Genomic DNA, 16,186 nt, shown 5'->3' with positions numbered 1-16,186 from the left:
TTCAGAAACGCAGGGCGGCGCGCACGTGCACGCGCTCGGTGGGCAGGCTGCGGCCCGCAACATCGCGGTGGCGGCGCGCCCAGTCCAGCGCCAGGCTCAGGCCGGGCTGGATGCCCAGCCGCACGCCCACGCCGGTGCCCAGCAGCGTGCTGCGGTGGGGCTGGCCGGGCTCGGGCTCGATGAGGGCCACGCGGGCGACGTCGCCGAAGCCGAACACCACCAGCTCGGTGAAGGGCGGCAGGTTGGCGCCTTCGAACGTCTTCAGCAGCGCCGGTGCGAGGTTGCGGCTGCGCAGCTCCAGCGAGGCCAGCACGCCGTAGTCGGCCGACGCGGCGGACTCGGCATAGCCGCGCACCGAGTCGGCCCCGCCGACGGCGAACTGCTCGGCGCTGACCAGCGGCTGGCTGGCGATCTGCCCGGCCACGCGCAGCGCCCATTCGGTGGGGCCCATGCGCGTGCTGCCGCGCCAGTCGAGCTTCAGCGTCGTGAAGCCGCCGTCGGCGCCGCGGCGCTTGCAGGCGAACTGGTCGGCCACGCCGAAGCTGCCGTCGGCCAGCTGGCAGTCGTTGCGCGTCTGCCGCCACACGGGGCGCAAGCCGAAGGTGGCGCTGGCGCTGAGCTGCTGCTGGCCCCACTCGCCCCACCAGCTGCCGTTGTAGGCCGCCTGCAGCGGCGCGTAGCGCAGCGGCGAGCCGACGGTGCCGGCGCTGGTCTGCACGTCTTCGGTCAGGTCCTTCAGGTCGAAGCCCAGTGACAGCCCGTGGGCCGCGTTGGCGCCGACGCGGTTGACGCCGTAGCGCAGCCCCAGCGTCGTGCCCTTGCCCAGCACGCGTGTGCCGCCGAGGCTGTCGATGTCGCTGCTGGAGTTGACGGCGCTGAAGCTCAGCGAATCACCTTCGCCGAGCGGCACGAGGTAGTTCAGCACCAGCACCTGCGACTGGCTGGGCCGCATGGGCGCGGTCAGCGCGGTCAGCGACAGCGAGTGGTCGCGCTGGAACAGGTTGTCGTAGTGCAGGTTGACGGCGGCGCGCAGCGCCTCGGTGCCGGCGGCGGCCGCGTTGTTCACTTCCACGCTGCCGCCCAGCGGCAGCTTGTCGGTGACCTTGAGCTCGGCCTCCACGGTGCCGGGTTCGCGGCCCGGCCGCAGCACTGGCTGCACGCGGCGTTCGGGTGTCTGGCTGAGCGCGGCGACCTGCTGCTGCACGACGTTGAAGTTGGGCACCGTGCCCTCGGCCAGCTCGGTGGCGACGGCGCGGATGCGGCCCTGGTCGAAATAGCGCGAGCCGGTCACGTAGAGCTTGTCGACACGGCCTTCCAGCACGGCCAGCCGCACCACGCCGCCGTCGATGCGCTGCTCGGGCACGTCGACGAACACGGTCAGGTAGCCGGCGTTCTGGTAGGCCTTCTCCAGCGCGGCGCGGGCGCCCTCGATGGCGGCCATGTCGCGCTTCTCGCCCATGAAGGGCATGACGGCGGCCTCCACCTGCGTGGCCTTGAGCCGGGTGTTGCCTTCGATCTCGAACTCGAGGATGTCGAACTGCAGCGCGGCTTGCGCGAAGGCCGGCAGGCCCTGGGCGAATAGCGCCAGGGCGAAGGCAATCAGCAAAAAACAGCGCGCCCGCAACGGGGCGCGCGTCGATCCGGCGTCCATGAACTCAGTGTCCCGAGGGCGGGTGAAACGGTCGTGAAAAGCGGCCGCGGCCGCGCGGCCCTCAGGCGTTCTTCTGGCGTCGTGCGCGGCCGGCGAGCAAGGCCAGGCCCAGGCCCATCAGGCCCCAGGTGGAGGGCTCGGGCACCGGCGTGATCGTGGTGCCGCCGCTCAGGTCCAGCGTGTCACCCACGGGCGCGCCGATGAGGCGCGTGTTGCCGTAGTGCGCGGCGAAGTCGGTGCGCAGGCGCAGCATCTGGCCCTGGACGGTCTGGGCCTGCGTCAGCGAGGCTTCGAGCGTGTAGCTGAGGATGTACTCGCCTTGCGCGTTGACGCCGAGGCCCCAGTAGGCATCGTGGCCATTGCCAAGAATGCCATTGTCGAATTCGTCAACGAGGATCGGGATGTTGGTAACTTCGCTGGCGACCGTCATTGTGTAGAACCACGACGAGCGATTCACCGAATTGAAGATGCCCGGAGCGCTGCTCGAGCCGCCGAGGATGGCGCCTCCGGCCGAGAACACGCCACCGGCATACCCTAATTGGCCCTTGACAAAGACGTATGACGTGTTGGCTGCATAGTCTTCAAAACAGGAGATTTGGGCGCAAGTTCCTGCTTGACTGCTCATTTCACCCATAGAACCTGCGAGCGAGCCTCCAGCATTTGACATATCTCCGCTGGTCCAATTGATGAGCCGTGTGTACTCCGGATTGGTCGTGCCAGTCGCTGTGTTTGCGTTGAGCGTGGAAAAGATCGAGGTGCCATTTGCGAAGGCCGGCGCGTCTGGGTCGTTCGACACGCCGATGACGGCCCAAATCTGGTTCGCTCTATCAGTCGACTTGGTCAGGAAATTGGTGAAGTTCGGGTCTGTGTTGAGCGGGTCAAACAACTTCTGATAGCCCGTATCTTGCTGACCGTAAACATATAGATTGGTCGCAGGTGTACCAGAAGCGTAGTTTTCCTTGTAGACATTGACACCTAGGTCTTTGAAGTAGGAAACCTCTTTGACTGGATCCCAAATGATGAGCACAAGCTCCGGCGTTTTGCCTGCCGCGACACCTTCCGCTGTGGAGTCGCCGACTCGTATGGCTGAATGAGCTTGTGCTGCGCCTAGTAGAAGAGCCGCCGAGATGGTCAGTCGCAAGGTGCTGTCGCGGAGGGCGGTGAACGTGAAATGGCTATTCATTTGCTGAGGCGGGCGATGGTGTATATCGGAGCCGCAGTTGGTTGCTGTGCGTGAACTTGCGACTTTCCTTTGGCATACGGGTCGACGCCGAAGAGACGTACTGCCTGCATGCCAAAGGCAACTCGCGTTGAGAGTGCGCGAAGGGATGAATCCCCTCGCGCTTCAGAAACTCTGGAAAATTACTTGGTCATGCGAACGAACGAGCAGCTGTTGGCGCTGGTGCGGTTCGTGTGCGAGGTGAAGCTCTTGGTCGTGGCATCCAGGTCAGACCAGGCGCCGGTCACCGTCGAGGGCAGAGCGGCCAGGCCGTTCTGCAGGTCGGCGTCCAGGCCTTGCAGGATCGAAGCCTTGCCCAGTTCAGCGCGCAGCTTGGTCAGCAGGGCCAGCACTTCGGCGGACGGAGCGTTCGTCGCTTCGGCCTTCGGCCATTGCATGGAGGCTTCGACGGCGAAGTCGTACTCGCCAGCGATCAGGCCGGCGCGGGTCGGGGTGGCGCCGCTCAGCTTGACGTAGCGATAGCCCTTGTCGCCGCCATTGGCCAGCGGGTTGTTCTCGCGGCCCAGCACGCCGAAGGCGTAGCCGCCACCGGTGCTGTCAGCCAGCGCTTCGACAGTGCCCAGGCAGTTCTCGACGTTCTGCGTGCTGCTGTTCTGCAGCGTGGTCAGCGAACCAAGGACTGCCAGCGTGGCGCTGGTCGTGCCGGCCGTCGGCGTGTACTGGTTGGCGTTGCCACCGCAGGGGTTGTTGGCGAAGTACAGGTTGGAAGCGGCTTGTGTGCCCGAGCCCGGGGTGCGGCGGCACACGTTGATGCGCTTGTTGTTGATGTTGCTGTCGACCGTTGCAGGGATCAGCAGGTTCCAGCCCTTCTTGCTGGCCGCCGAGCTGCCCAGCAGCTGGCCGGTCAGGGCGCCGGAGATGAAGGACTTGGGGATGCTGGGCTGGGCAGCGGCCGACTCGTCGATGACCGTTGCGTTGGCAGCCACCAGGCCTTGAGCCTTCTGCAGCGCCAGGTACAGCTTCTTGTTCACGCCGATGGCGAAGATGTTCTGCACGAAGCCGGCAGCGTCGAGGATGGAGGTGTCCAGGCCGGAACCGCCATTAACGATGGCTTGCAGCAGGGGCGGTTCGACGTCGGAGAAGCCTGCGTGAGCCAGACCGGCCACGGTGCCGGCGCAAATGAAGCCAGCCTTCTGGATGTCGGTTGCGGGCGACACGCCGCCGGCCGCGGTCGTGCAGCTGGCGTCAACCAGCATGTGGGTCTGGGTCGCGTCGGCGTTCACCAGCGGCGTCACGCCTTGCGCCGAGCCGCCGGCATCACGCTTGGTGACCAGCACCGGCGTGCCAACGGGCCAGGTGCCGATGGCGACCTTGGTCTTGAACGAGTAGGCGCGGTGGTTGGCGCCGGTGGCCGAGTCGAAGAACACGTCGAACGTGCTCGGCTGGGCCAGGTCGGCCTGGATGTACGCGCCGACCAGAAGGCGCAGCGCGGAGGCGCCGGTCAGGCGGACTTCCTTCAGCGAACCGTCGGCACGGGCGGCGACGATCTCGGCGGGCGTGAGGGCGTGGGCGGCGCCGAAGGAGGCCAGGCACGCCAGGGCGATCAGGGAGGAACGGAGCTTCATGATGATGCTTTCGGAAGAGGCTGTCGGGCAGCGCTCCGCCCGGCCAGCCCCATCGTGGGGGTGGTCGGACGGCGGTGTTGGGGGGCGGTGTCGGGCTGCGACGGCGTCGCGCCCGACGGAGCTTTCAGGCCTTAGGCCTTGCGGCGACGGGCCATGAAGCCCACGGCAGCCAGACCGGCGAACAGCATCGCGTAGGTGCTGGGTTCCGGCACGGCGGTCGTGATGGTCACGGTGGAACCGTTGAAGGAGGCGGTGCTGTTCAGCACGGTGAACAGCGAGGGCAGGTCGCTCACTTCGTTCGACGGGGTCAGGTAGACCATGCTGGCTTGAGTGCCGACGGCGTTGCGGGCGTTGAAGAAGCCGTTGAACGACAGCGTGCCGTTGTCGAAATAGGCGGACGTGCCAAAGGCGGAGGCAAGACGGTTGTCGGCGACCTTGGGGCTGGACTTGGCGTCAGCAGTCAGGAACGAAACGGCCAGGTTGCTGGTGCCGTCGTTGGACTGGCTGTTCTGGATGGTGCCCAGAGCCTGGTTCACATTGCGGGTCGTCCAGGCGTTGATTTCGCCCGGGTTGAAGCCGTCACCCAGGGGCTGGGCAGCAATGATGGCCCACGTCGTGTTCGTGCCACCGAAGGCCAGGAACTTGTTCCACTCGGCGCCAGCGACGGACTGCGTGAAGGTCTTGCCGTAGTTGCCGGCGATGAAGCCGGTGGTGGCACCCAGATCCTGGAAGTAGGAGCCGGCGCTGTTGGTGGCGACGAAGACGTACTCGGCGTCGCCGATTTCGCCGCCGACTTGCACGGCAGCGAACGAGGGAGCAGCAACGGCAGCCAGAGCGGCCAGAGCGATGGTCTTGAACTTCATGGAATGTTTCTCCGTAGACAGTGGTGTTTGGACACCTGGCCGGGATGGCCGGATGCCGTCACGCCTGGCTGCCTCCCCTGGATCGCGTCGTGCAATCGGCGGTGGCCTTGGGCGCCTGGGTCGGTAGACCCGCGTTCAAAGAGCAGTGATCCGACTAGATCGTTTCAACCGGCATTCTTCGGTGCGACGGTGACATGCGCATCCAGGCCGTGATTTCGTTCGCAGTCCGTATGGACTACGTGCAAACCCCCTGAGCCGTTCGGATGCGCGCCGTTCGGCTCATTGCGCATGCCGTCACGGCATGGCGCGGGAGCGGGGCAGCGGCGCGGCGGGCGTGCGGTCCAGCAGCTGCAGCGTCATCGCCTGCGCCACGGCCTGGGCGCGGTTGGCGGCGCCCAGCTTGCGCAGGATCTTCTGCACGTGGTTCTTCACGGTCAGCGCGCTGATGCCCAGCTCGTCGGCGATCTGCTGGTTGCTCTTGCCCTCGCGCAGCCAGCCCAGGATCTCGCGTTCGCGCTGTGTGACGCCGCCGACACGGATGGGCGTGGGCTGCGGCGCGCTGATGCCGACGACGTCGCGCTCCACCGCCTGCACGCGCTGCCAGGCGCCGTGGATGTGCGGCAGCAGCAGCTCCAGCCGGCCAGCCAGCGCAGCCAGCGCGGTGTCGTCCTGCGCGGCGAAGACAAAGAAGCTCTCGATCTCCTGCGGCCGCTGCGGGCGCGACACGCCGTGCACCAGCACGGTCCGGAACTGCGCGGCCAGCAGCGCGTCGCGCACGGTGCCCAGCGAGGCGAAGGCCAGATCAGCCGTCTGCAGCACGGCGGGCTTGCCGCGCGCCTCAAGCCAGCAGGCTTGCCAGTGCTGCATCAGCAGGCTGCGTGCATCGCCCAGCGCGTCCATCAGCACGGGCTCCAGGCTGACGCTGTTGAAGACGTCGAACACCAGCTCGCGCGACGCGCGGTCGTAGGCGCCGCAGACGGCCAGCTGGTGCGGGAGGAGGCGGCTCAGGTAGCTCTGCGTCCAGACGAAGAACTGGTAGCGGCGGCGCACCGTCAGCGCGGACTCGGCCGCGCGCACGATGGCCTCGGCGGGGTCGTGGATGTCGCCGGCGGGAGGAGTCGAGGCGGCCGGGTTGTCGTTGGTATGCATGGGCAGCGGTGAGCGTCTCAGGGGGCGGGATGGCGCGTCACAAAACTTCGCAACGGACTCACAAGGCGGAAACTCTAGGAAGCGCGCGTGACCGGCCGTTGAAGGCTTGGTCAGGTCATGGGCCGAACGGCTCATTCAGGGGGTGTCGATGGGGCCGTGGCCGGCGCGGTGAACACCCAGTCGTGTGCCGTGGCCCGCCCGCCAGCCGTGGCGAACAGCCGGCGCGACGAGCGGCTGCGCACGCCGACGATGCCGCTGCCCACGGGCGCGCTGGCGCCGGGCTCCACGGCCATGGCCGCCTGGCCCAGCACCGGCTCCCAGTCGGGGCGGCCGGTGAACGGGTCGTCGTAGAGCTGGCGCAGGTGGCGCTGCGGCCTGAGGAAGCGGCGGTCGGCCAGCAGCTCGTCCAGCCGCTGCGGCAGCGGCAGGTGGCCCAGCGGCGTCGTCTGCGCGTAGCGGCCCAGCGCGGCGGCGATGGCCTCGCCGCGAAAACGCAGCTCGGCCTCGCGCTCGCGCTGCTGGCGAGTCGTCTCCTGCTCACCGAGCGCTGCCAGCGCCACGCCGCCCAGCGCCAGCGCGAACAGCAGCCAGAGGTAGGTGAAGCCGCGCTGGCGTTGGCCGGGCGCCGCGTCACCAGTCGGCATACAGGCTCCCGTCCGGCGCACGGCCGGCGGCACCGCTGCGCACGTCGGCCACCTGGCCAGCCAGGTCGGTGCCGGCGGGCGGGGGCAGCGTGACCCAGCTCTGCGCGCTGCCGGTCAGCGGGTCTTCGGGCAGCTGGCGCAGGTAGCGGTCCTGCACCAGCTGGGCCAGCGTGTCGGGGTAGCGGCCCTTGTCGGCGGCGTACTTGTCGAGTGCGTCGCGCATGATGGCCAGCGACGAGCGCAGCGTGTTCGCCTTGGCGCGGTCCACCGAGGCGAAGTAGCGCGGCGCGGTGATGCCGGCCAGCAGCGCGACGATGGCCATGACGACGATGAGCTCGATGAGCGTGAAGCCGCGCGACTTCATCACCAGTCCTTGTACCGGCTGCCATCGATCGCCATGCCCTCGGCACGTGAATGCACGTCGAACACATCGCGGCCCGGCGCGGGGGATTCGGGCGGGCTGTCGTAGCTGCGCAGCGCCCAGGTCTGCGCTGCGGGCAGGCTGGCGTCGGCCAGCGGGTCGCGCGGCAGGCTGCGCAGGAAGTAGAGGCGCCGGCGGCCTTGCGGGTCCTTCGCGTCGGGCACGCCGCGCACGAGGCTGTCCAGGTCGGGCGGGTAGCCGCTGTCGTCGGCCTTCAGCGTGATGCGGCCGTCGCGGGCGGCCTGGAAGTAGGCGTCCAGCCCGCCGCGCAGCGTGCGCAGCGCGTGGCGCAGCTCGGCCTCGCGCTGGCGCTTGTGCACCCACACGGCCAGCGGCTGCGCGGCCGCGGCCAGGATGCCGACGATGGTCACCACCGCCAGCATCTCGATCAGCGTGAATCCGCGGTCAGCGCACCTCGACATTCGGCTCACCTTCAACGCGCACGGTCAACGACTCCCCCTTGGGCCCGGTCGCACGCGTGTTCACGAACTCGATGACGCCCGATTGCCCCGACGCGCCCGGCCGCGCGCGCAGCACGATGACCTTCTGCGCCTGCGGCCCCAGCTGCACGTCCACGCTGCCGCTGCTGGCCTCGGCGCCGCCGGCGTCGGCGCGCGTGAACAGCGATACGTCGTAGGTCAGCGTGCCCGACACCGGCACCGCGGCCGTGTTCGTCAGCCCCACGGACAGCGTCTCGCCGACGGCCGTGTTGCCGCTGGTCTGCAGCTCCACGACGGCCTCGCCCGGGCGGGCCGCCGGCGTGGGCGCGGCAGCGCTCAGGGACTCGCCGGCCAGCGGCGCCGCCACGCTGCCGCGCGAGCGCAGCCGCACGCCTTCGGCGCCGGGGCTGGCGTCGACGCCGGAGTGGAACAGCGTCTGGCTCGCATCCGGCAGGCTGACGTTGCGCAGCACATGCGGCGTGATCAGCAGCACCACCTCGGTCTTCTTGCGGCTGTCCGTGTGCACGCCGAACAGGCGGCCCAGCAGCGGCGTCTCCGACACGTAGGGGATGCCGCTGATGCCCTTGCGATCCTCGTCGTTGATGAGGCCGCCCAGCACCTGCGTCTCGCCGTCGCGCAGCCGCAGCGACGTGGACGCGTTGCGCGTGCCGATGCGGTAGGCGCTGGTGGGCTGCGTGCCGCCTGAGCTTTCCTTCGGCCCCAGGCTGCTGACCTCCAGGTTCACCTTCATGATGACCTCGTTGTCCAGCTGCACGCTGGGCTCCACCTCCAGCTTGATGCCGACGTCGAGATACGTCACCGCGGTGGACACGCCGACGTTGGCGGTGGACGTGGTGGTGAAGACGGGCACCTTGTCGCCGATCTGGATCTTGGCCTTCTCCTTGTTGCGCGCGCGCAGCTTGGGGTTGGCCAGCAGGTTGCTGGCGCCCGACCCGCCCTTCAGCCGCGCCGCGACGACCGGGTTGGCCACCAGCGTGCGGAAGCTGCCGCGCGATGCCCAGGGCACCAGCGCGGCGGCGGTGTCGGTGGCGCCGTAGGTGGCATCGGTGGCCCAGTTCAGGCCGGCCTCGGCACTGCGGTCGCTGGCCAGCTCCAGCACCTCCACGTCCAGCATCACTTCCGGCTCGGGCAGGTCCAGGCTGGCCACGAGCTGCTCCACCATCGCGATGACCTCGGGCGTGTCGCGCGCCACCAGCAGGTTCAGCCGCTCGTCGACGAACAGGTCGCGCGTCTTGGCCATCATGCGCACCAGCGCCTGCGCCTGCTTCACGTCGGCGTTGTTCAGGTAGAAGCTGCGCGTCACCAGCTCCTGGTGCTCGCGCTGTTTTTGCGGCGTGTTGGGGTAGATCAGCACCGAGTTGTCGTTCAGCAGCTTGCGCTCCAGCTGCTGTGTGCTGAGCACGACGCGCATCGCCTCGTCGACGCTGACGTCCTTCAGGTAGATGCTGACGCGCGCGTCGCCCTTCACGTCCTTGTCGAACACGAAGTTCACGCCCGCGCCGCGGCCCAGCGCCTCGAACACGGTGCGCAGCGGCGCGTCGCGAAACTCCAGGCTCACCGGCTTCTGGTAGGCCGCCGCGAGCGCGGACGGCACCGGCGGCGGTGCGTAGCGCTGGCGCAGCTTCTGCTGCAGGGCCAACGCCTGCGGCTGGCCGGCGTCCTCGGCCAGCACGCGGGTCACGGCGTCGCGTGCGGCGTCCAGCTGGCCGGCCTGCAGCTGGCGCGCGGCCTGGGCCAGGCGCACTTGATGGTCGCGCGCGCGGCGCAGCGCGGCGGCCAGCGCGCGGGTGCGCGGCGCCTGCGCGTCGACGGCCTCCATGCGCTGCAGCAACTCGGCCGCGGCGTCCAGCTGGCCGCTGCCGCGGGCGATCTCGGCCTGCGTGGCCAGCGCCAGCAGGCTCAGCTCGCGCTGGCGCTGCAGCGCGGCGCGCAGCTCGTGGTCCTGCGGCGCAGTGGCGGTCGCATCACGCAGCAGCCGCCACGCGCCCTCGTGCTCGCCGCGGCGGGCCAGCGTGTCGGCCTCGCGCAGCGCGGGGTGGGTGGCGCAGGCGCTCAGCAGCAGGGCGAGGGTGACGATGAGAAGGCGACTCATGCGGAAGGCGAGCTGGCAAAGGGGACGAACTGGGGCAGGCCCAGCGGCAGATAGATCAGGCGCAGGCCCGCGGGCTCGACGGCCTCGACGCGCCACTGGCCGTCCACCACCTCGCCCGCGCCGACGACGGCGCTGCGCTGCGCGTTGTTCAGCACGGCGCGGGATGCGCCGTCGGTCAGGCGACCGACGAGCTGGTACGGGAACGGCGGCGCGCTGGGCGGTGGGGGCGGTTCGTCCGCCGGCGCCGCTACCGCGGGGGGCGGCGCCGGCGCGGCAGCAACGGGCGCGGCCTCGCCCCAGGCGGCACGGGCTTGCGCGTCGAGCGCGGGCCATGCCGCGCGTTCGCTGGCGGCGGGGCCGGGCCAGTCGGTTGGCTGTGCGGTGGTGGCAGCAACCGTGCGGCGCGGTGTGGCGACGACGGGCTCGGCAGCGGCGTCGTCGCGCGACACCCAGGCCGTCGCCGCGAGGCTCAGGCCCAGGGCGCCGAACAGCGCGAGTTGACGGGGCGCAGGTTTCTTCATTGGCTGCCCTCCGCGGGCCGAGCGCCGGGCCGCTCCCAAGCCGGCCCGTCATGGCGATGTGCTTGCGGCTCAATGCCGCAAGCATCGCCGCCCCCGCGGGGGGCGGACCAAGGTAGTCCTTGGGCCGGGGGCGTCATTTCGCGACCTGCATGTGCAGCACCCATGCCAGCTCGGCCTTCAGCGTGCCGTTGGCCTCGCGCCGCAGCCGCACGCCCTCCAGCGCCAGGGCCGGGTCGCGCCGCAGCGCTTCGGCGACGAAGTCGCGCAGCGCGCCGTAGCGGCCGCTGAGCTGCATCGCCACGCGGTACTGCGCCAGGCCCAGCTCGCGGTCGGCCTGGTAGCGGAACTCGCTGCGCGGCCACGGCAGGCCCAGCTCGCCGGCCAACGCCAGCAGCGCGGCGGTGCGGGCCTGGCGGGCGCTGTCGGGCGGCAGGCTGGCGGCCAGCGCGCTGCCGTCGTCCCTCGCCGCTGTGGCTTTGGGCGCCTTGGCCAGCGCGGCTCGGCGCGAGGCGAGGGCCTGGCGCTGCGCATCCAGCGCGGCCTGCTCGCGCGGCAGCCACGCGGCGCCGATGATGGCGGCCAGTGTCAGCAGCGTGGCCAGCGCAGCGGGCCAGCCGAGGCGGCGGGCCTGGGCGATCCAGCGCTTCATCGCGCGGCCCCGCTGCGGCGCTGCACCTCGAAGCGCAGCCCGCCCGCATCAGCGGCCGCCTCGGGCCGCTGCAGGCGCGTCAGCACCACGTCCTCGCCCGGCGCGGCCGTCATGGCGAGGCGGTCGACGAGGCGGGTCACCGCGTCGGGCTCGGCGGCCTGGCCTTCCAGGCGCAGTGCGCTGCGGTCCAGGTCCAGCGCGGCGAGCTGCAGGCCCGGTGGCAGTGCGCGTTCCACGTCGCTCCACAGCGCGGCCCAGTCGGTGCCGAGCTGCTGCGCCGTGGCCCACGCGCGGCTGCGCGCGGCCGGGTTGGGGGGCCTGGCCTTGGTCGCGACGGCCGGGCGGGCGAGGCGGTCCAGCACGGCGGCCTGTTCCTGCAGGCGCAGCGCTTCATCGTGCTGGCTTTGCGCCTGCAGCGCCACCAGCGCGCAGGCGGCCGCCGCCGTCGCCGCCCAGGCCCAGATCAGCGGCCGCGCGCGCGACGGCTGCGCGATGAAATCAGGCGCCTCGTCGTTGCCGGCGCCGGCCAGCAGCGCGTCGGCTCGCAAGACGCGCGTGCCCTGCAGCTGCTGCAGCAGCTCGTCGTCGGCGTGGCGCTGCTGCAGCTCCACGAGTCGGCCGTCGCGGCGGCGCAGCCAGGTCAGCAGGCTGCCTTCGAGCAGCGCGGTGTCGCCGTCGTCGGCCGGCACCAGCGCCCAGCTCGGCCGCAGCGACGTGAGGCGCACGCGGTGGGCTGCCGCCGTCGTCTGCAACGCGGCAAGGTCGCCGTCGGCCAGCGCGCATACACCTTGCGGCCACGCGGCCAGCGGCCACTGCTGCGCCGCGGGGCCGAAGTAGTGCGTGAACTGCAGCCGCGCGTAGCCCTGCCGCGCGGCGTCATCGGCCAGCGGCAGGTCGTCGGGCACGCGCAGGCTGTGCGTGCGATCCGGCCCGGCCAGCAGCGCCACGCGTGCGCCGGGGTGGGCGGCACACCAGGCGGCAAAGTCGGGCCAGGTCTTGCCCTGGGCGTCGACCGCGCCGTCGGCGGTGAGCAGGAGGCGTTCAGTCCGCGAGCGTGACACGGTCCAGTTCCTCCAGCGTGGACTCGCCGCGCAGCACCAGCGCCACGGCCGCGTCGCGCAGCGAGCGCATGCCGCGCCCGCGCGCCATCTCCTTGATGCGGCCCAGCGGCGCGCGGCTGGCGATGAGGTCGCGCAGCTCGTCGTCCAGCCACAGCAGCTCGCTGACCGCGCGCCGGCCGCGGTAGCCCGTGCCGCGGCAGTGGCTGCAGCCGGTGCCGTGCAGCAGCCGCGCGTCCTCCGGCAGGCCCAGCTCGCGCAGCTGCGCAGTCGTGGCGGGCAGCGGCGCGCGGCAGTGCGTGCAGTTGATGCGCATCAGCCGCTGCGCCAGCACGCCGTTCAGCGCCGAGACGACGTTGTAGAGGTCCAGCCCCATGTGCATGAAGCGGCCCACCACGTCGAACGCGTTGTTCGCGTGCACGGTGCTGAAGACGAGGTGGCCGGTCAACGCGGCCTGCACGGCGATCTGCGCCGTCTCGGCGTCGCGGATCTCGCCCACCATGACGCGGTCGGGGTCGTGCCGCAGCACCGAGCGCAGGCCGCGCGCGAACGTCAGCCCCTTCTTTTCGTTGACGGGGATCTGCACGACGCCGGGCAGCTGGTACTCCACCGGGTCTTCGATGGTGATGATCTTGTCGCGGCCGGTGTTGACCTCGCTGATCGCGGCGTACAGCGTCGTCGTCTTGCCCGAGCCGGTGGGGCCGGTGACGAGCAGCAGGCCGTGCGGCTGCTTCGCCAGCGCACGGATCTGCGCGCGCGCCTCGGGCTCGAAGCCCAGCGCGTCCAGCGTCAGCGCGCCCTGCGCCTCCACCTGCGCGCGGTCCAGCACGCGGATGACGGCGTCCTCACCGAACACGCTGGGCATGATGGACAGCCGGAAGTCCACCTCGCGGCCCTGCACGCGCAGCTTGAAGCGGCCGTCCTGCGGCAGGCGGCGTTCGCCGATGTCGAGCTCCGCCATGACCTTCAGGCGCGACACGAGTTGCTCGGCGGCCTGCACGCCGTCGATGCTTTTGACGTCCAGCATGACGCCGTCGACGCGGCTGCGGATCTTCATGCCGCGCAGCTGGCACTCGAAGTGGATGTCGCTGGCGCCGTCCTGCAGCGCGTCGTAGAGCGTCGCGTCCAGCAGGCGCACGACGGGGCTGGCCTGTTCGGCGAGATGGAGGGCGGAGAGTTCCTGTGCGGTGTCTGCCTCTGTGCTGTGGGCGAAGTGCTCGGTGAGTTCACCGAGGGCGCGGTAGTCGGCCTCGCCGCTGGCCAGCAGCACGTCGATGTCGGCGGGTTCACAGGGCCACCAGAGCACGGGCTTCTTCAGGCGCTGCTCGATGCGCAGCCGCAGCAGCGGCTCCAGCGGGCGGTCGGCCAGCAGCGCGAAGCGGCCGTTCGCCGAGGTGGCCATCACCGCGCGCCAGCGCTGGGCGTCGGCGTGGGGCCAGGGGGCGAACGTGAGCGTCCAGGGGGCGTCGGACGCGGGGAGGGCGGCCAGCGGGTCAGGTGTTGGTTGCAGGATGGCGTTCATGTGGATGGCCGCACCTGCTTGTTGGGAAGGCCCATGCCGGGACGTCGCCCCGGCGGGCGACCTTCTTTTTGAGCGACCAAAAAGAAGGCAAAAAGTCGCCCCCGATCCGCCCGGCCCTTTGCTTCGCAGCGGGCTGCCCTGCGGTGCTCGGACCTTGAGGCCCCGCGCAGAACTCCCTTCGCTACGCTCCGGTCAGACAGCTGCGCGGAGTCAGTCGACGAAGTGCGCTGTGCGCACGCCCTCAAGCCCCTGCGCTCCTCGGCGGGCTCCAAGGGGGAGTGAAGAACAGCCGGCGCCAGCCGGCTGTCGGGCTTGGCATTGGGCTGTTGGGCTGTTGGCTGTTCGGGGTCTCCCCTTCTAAACCGCCGAGAAGCGCAGAAGCCCAGGGCGCGCGCGCAGCGCGCATCAAGGACTGACTTCGCGCCGCCTGTTTGAACGGAGCGTAGCGAAGTGAGTTCGGCGCGGCCCTGGGCTTCGAGCATCGCAGGGAACCCGCCCGAAGGGTGGGCGGTTTTGCAGGGGCGCTTTCTTTGCCTACTTTCTTGCGCGTGCAAGAAAGTAGGTCGCCCGCCGGGGCGAACTCCCGGCACGTCACTGGCCACCAACCCGAAGCAGCGCGAAGCCTTCATCACTGCACCTGCTCCACCAACTGAAAGATCGGCAGGTACATCAGCACCACCACCGTGCCGATCACCAGCCCCATCAACAGCATCAACACCGGGTTGACCAGCCGCGTCACCAGCTCCGACAACCGCGACAGCTCCTCGTCGTAGAACCCTGCCGCCTGCGCCAGCATCGCCCCCAGCTCGCCGCTGTGCTCGCCCACCTTCAGCATGCGCAGCGATACCGGCGTCGCCAGCCCTTCGCGCTGCAGGCAGGCCGACAGCCGCTCGCCCAGCCGCACGGCCTCGGTCGCGCGGTCCAGCGCCGCGCGCAGGTGCGACGCCGCCACGCCGCGTGCGTTCACCAGCGCCGGCACGATGGGCACGCCCGCCAGCAGCAGCATCGCGAGGCACCGGTACAACTGCGCCAGCGCCAGCAGGTGCAGCTTGGGGCCGATCAAGGGCAGCCGCCACAACCGCGCCTGCAGCGCTTCCTTCAGCCCGCGCTGCCAGGCCAGCACCGGCAGCGCGACCAGCCCCGCTGCCATCAGCAGCAGCGCCACCGGATGCGCACCGCTGAACGCGCCGACGGCGATCAGCAGCCGCGATGCGAACGGCAGCTCGCCGCCCACGCCGTCCAGTAGGCCCGCAAAACGCGGCACCACGAACACGAGCAGGAACAGCACCACCACCGTGCCCGCCGTGATCAGCATGGCCGGGTAGATGGCCGCGGCCACCAGCTTGCTGCGCAGCTGCTCCACCCAAGCCAGGTAGCTCGCCTGCTCGGCCAGCGCCTGCTCCACCTGGCCGCTGCGCTCGCTGGCCTCCACGACGGCGACGAACAGCGCGTCGAAGGCCTGCGGCTGCGACGCCAACGCGGTGGAGAACGACTCGCCCAGCTGCACGCGTTCGACGACGCCGGCCAGCGCCGCCGTGACCGCGGGCGGGTTGTCCTGCGACTGCAACGTCTGCAGCGCCTCCAGCAGCGGGATGCCGGCACGCAGCAGCACGGCCAGCTGCTGCGCGAACTGCCGGCGTGGGAAGCGGCCACCGCGCGCGGCCTTCAGTGCGGGGGGCTGCACCGGCTCCACCGCCAGCAGCGCCGCTGGCGACAGGCCCAGTGCCGCCGCCACGCCGCCCGCGTCCGCCGCCCGCACGCGCGCCTGCGCCGGCTGGCGCTGCGCGTCGAGGTAGCGGACGTCGAACTCGTTCACGGTGCTCACCAGGACGTCAGGTCCGCGTCTTCGCCCTCGCCGCCGGCGCGGCCGTCCTTGCCGAACGACAGCAGGTCGTACTCGCCATGCTCGCCGGGGGCACGGTACTGGTAGTCATGGCCCCAGGGGTCCTTGGGCAGCGCCTTGGCGAGATACGGCCCGGCCCACCTGGGCTCGTCGGCGGGCTTGCTCACCAGCACCGCCAGGCCCTGCTCGGTGCTCGGGTAGCGGCCGACGTCCAGCCGGTACTGGTCCAGCGACTTCTGCAGCGCATCGATCTGCGCGCGCGCCGCCTTGACCTCGCTCTTGCCGATCTGGCCGAAGAACTTCGGGCCGACGTAGCCCGCCAGCAGGCCGATGATGACCATGACGACGAGCAGTTCCAGCAGCGTGAAGCCGTGGCGGCGAAGGGGGCGGGCAGGTGAGGTCATGGGCCGCGCAGCTTAGGAAGCCGCAATGACCGCGACATGAATGACGGCGGCATGACGGTCGGCGTGGTCCTTCGGGTTCATGTCATGGCCCCTTCACCGCAGC

General features: G+C 70.5%; 15 protein-coding genes. All 15 read right to left on the bottom strand.

The features are described from left to right. Position 1 precedes the first annotated feature (1 nt). The gene (locus ACG04Q_RS00790) at positions 2–1,651 is read right to left on the bottom strand and encodes a ShlB/FhaC/HecB family hemolysin secretion/activation protein (protein ID WP_394508883.1); all 1,650 of its coding nucleotides are present in this window, start codon (positions 1,649–1,651) and stop codon (positions 2–4) included. A gap of 61 nt (positions 1,652–1,712) precedes the next feature. After that, positions 1,713–2,834 carry a PEP-CTERM sorting domain-containing protein gene (locus ACG04Q_RS00785; protein ID WP_394508882.1) on the bottom strand — a complete coding sequence of 374 codons (1,122 nt, stop codon included), beginning with the start codon at positions 2,832–2,834 and terminating at the stop codon, positions 1,713–1,715. 179 nt (positions 2,835–3,013) lie between these two features. Beyond that, entirely contained in the window at positions 3,014–4,456 is a 1,443-nt protein-coding gene (locus ACG04Q_RS00780; RefSeq protein WP_394508881.1) for a hypothetical protein, read from the bottom strand. Between the two features lie 131 nt (positions 4,457–4,587). Next, on the bottom strand, positions 4,588–5,319 hold the full coding sequence (locus tag ACG04Q_RS00775) for a PEP-CTERM sorting domain-containing protein (protein ID WP_394508880.1): 732 nt from the start codon (positions 5,317–5,319) through the stop codon (positions 4,588–4,590). A gap of 294 nt (positions 5,320–5,613) precedes the next feature. Next, positions 5,614–6,468, bottom strand: coding sequence for a response regulator transcription factor (locus tag ACG04Q_RS00770; RefSeq protein WP_394508879.1), 855 nt, complete (start codon positions 6,466–6,468; stop codon positions 5,614–5,616). 131 nt (positions 6,469–6,599) lie between these two features. Beyond that, positions 6,600–7,112, bottom strand: a complete 513-nt coding sequence (locus ACG04Q_RS00765; protein ID WP_394508878.1) for a type II secretion system protein — start codon at positions 7,110–7,112, stop codon at positions 6,600–6,602. Further along, entirely contained in the window at positions 7,099–7,476 is a 378-nt protein-coding gene (locus ACG04Q_RS00760) for a type II secretion system protein (protein ID WP_394508877.1), read from the bottom strand. Before ACG04Q_RS00760 ends, ACG04Q_RS00765 begins: the two co-directional genes overlap by 14 nt. Next, positions 7,476–7,955, bottom strand: coding sequence for a type II secretion system protein (locus ACG04Q_RS00755; RefSeq protein ID WP_394508876.1), 480 nt, complete (start codon positions 7,953–7,955; stop codon positions 7,476–7,478). The genes ACG04Q_RS00760 and ACG04Q_RS00755 overlap by 1 nt, the downstream gene beginning before the upstream one ends. Next, positions 7,939–10,086, bottom strand: coding sequence for a secretin N-terminal domain-containing protein (locus tag ACG04Q_RS00750; protein WP_394508875.1), 2,148 nt, complete (start codon positions 10,084–10,086; stop codon positions 7,939–7,941). The genes ACG04Q_RS00755 and ACG04Q_RS00750 overlap by 17 nt, the downstream gene beginning before the upstream one ends. Continuing rightward, a complete protein-coding gene (locus ACG04Q_RS00745; protein WP_394508874.1) occupies positions 10,083–10,607 on the bottom strand; it encodes a hypothetical protein in 525 nt (174 codons plus the stop codon). The genes ACG04Q_RS00750 and ACG04Q_RS00745 overlap by 4 nt, the downstream gene beginning before the upstream one ends. Before the next feature lie 133 nt (positions 10,608–10,740). Beyond that, a complete protein-coding gene (locus ACG04Q_RS00740) occupies positions 10,741–11,256 on the bottom strand; it encodes a hypothetical protein (RefSeq protein ID WP_394508873.1) in 516 nt (171 codons plus the stop codon). Beyond that, positions 11,253–12,317, bottom strand: coding sequence for a PilN domain-containing protein (locus tag ACG04Q_RS00735; protein ID WP_394508872.1), 1,065 nt, complete (start codon positions 12,315–12,317; stop codon positions 11,253–11,255). The genes ACG04Q_RS00740 and ACG04Q_RS00735 overlap by 4 nt, the downstream gene beginning before the upstream one ends. After that, entirely contained in the window at positions 12,298–13,836 is a 1,539-nt protein-coding gene (locus ACG04Q_RS00730) for a GspE/PulE family protein (RefSeq protein ID WP_394508871.1), read from the bottom strand. The genes ACG04Q_RS00735 and ACG04Q_RS00730 overlap by 20 nt, the downstream gene beginning before the upstream one ends. 628 nt (positions 13,837–14,464) lie before the next feature. Beyond that, the gene (locus ACG04Q_RS00725; protein WP_394508870.1) at positions 14,465–15,661 is read right to left on the bottom strand and encodes a type II secretion system F family protein; all 1,197 of its coding nucleotides are present in this window, start codon (positions 15,659–15,661) and stop codon (positions 14,465–14,467) included. Continuing rightward, complete coding sequence (gene gspG / locus ACG04Q_RS00720; RefSeq protein ID WP_394508869.1) at positions 15,658–16,083, bottom strand: type II secretion system major pseudopilin GspG; 426 nt, start codon at positions 16,081–16,083, stop codon at positions 15,658–15,660. The genes ACG04Q_RS00725 and gspG overlap by 4 nt, the downstream gene beginning before the upstream one ends. Between the last annotated feature and the right edge of the window lie 103 nt (positions 16,084–16,186).

This window comes from Pelomonas lactea, assembly GCF_043555885.1.
In the GTDB taxonomy this organism is placed as follows: domain Bacteria; phylum Pseudomonadota; class Gammaproteobacteria; order Burkholderiales; family Burkholderiaceae_C; genus Pelomonas; species Pelomonas lactea.
The sequence above is the reverse complement of the archived record's forward strand: the minus strand, read 5'-3'. Positions and strand labels throughout refer to the sequence as shown.

What these genes read in the sequence shown, in the direction of transcription:
- ACG04Q_RS00790 (WP_394508883.1), bottom strand. Translation starts at nt 1,651, where the DNA reads ATGGACGCCGGATCGACGCGCGCCCCGTTGCGGGCGCGCTGTTTTTTG.
- ACG04Q_RS00785 (WP_394508882.1), bottom strand. Translation starts at nt 2,834, where the DNA reads ATGAATAGCCATTTCACGTTCACCGCCCTCCGCGACAGCACCTTGCGA.
- ACG04Q_RS00780 (WP_394508881.1), bottom strand. Translation starts at nt 4,456, where the DNA reads ATGAAGCTCCGTTCCTCCCTGATCGCCCTGGCGTGCCTGGCCTCCTTC.
- ACG04Q_RS00775 (WP_394508880.1), bottom strand. Translation starts at nt 5,319, where the DNA reads ATGAAGTTCAAGACCATCGCTCTGGCCGCTCTGGCTGCCGTTGCTGCT.
- ACG04Q_RS00770 (WP_394508879.1), bottom strand. Translation starts at nt 6,468, where the DNA reads ATGCATACCAACGACAACCCGGCCGCCTCGACTCCTCCCGCCGGCGAC.
- ACG04Q_RS00765 (WP_394508878.1), bottom strand. Translation starts at nt 7,112, where the DNA reads ATGCCGACTGGTGACGCGGCGCCCGGCCAACGCCAGCGCGGCTTCACC.
- ACG04Q_RS00760 (WP_394508877.1), bottom strand. Translation starts at nt 7,476, where the DNA reads ATGAAGTCGCGCGGCTTCACGCTCATCGAGCTCATCGTCGTCATGGCC.
- ACG04Q_RS00755 (WP_394508876.1), bottom strand. Translation starts at nt 7,955, where the DNA reads ATGTCGAGGTGCGCTGACCGCGGATTCACGCTGATCGAGATGCTGGCG.
- ACG04Q_RS00750 (WP_394508875.1), bottom strand. Translation starts at nt 10,086, where the DNA reads ATGAGTCGCCTTCTCATCGTCACCCTCGCCCTGCTGCTGAGCGCCTGC.
- ACG04Q_RS00745 (WP_394508874.1), bottom strand. Translation starts at nt 10,607, where the DNA reads ATGAAGAAACCTGCGCCCCGTCAACTCGCGCTGTTCGGCGCCCTGGGC.
- ACG04Q_RS00740 (WP_394508873.1), bottom strand. Translation starts at nt 11,256, where the DNA reads ATGAAGCGCTGGATCGCCCAGGCCCGCCGCCTCGGCTGGCCCGCTGCG.
- ACG04Q_RS00730 (WP_394508871.1), bottom strand. Translation starts at nt 13,836, where the DNA reads ATGAACGCCATCCTGCAACCAACACCTGACCCGCTGGCCGCCCTCCCC.
- gspG (WP_394508869.1), bottom strand. Translation starts at nt 16,083, where the DNA reads ATGACCTCACCTGCCCGCCCCCTTCGCCGCCACGGCTTCACGCTGCTG.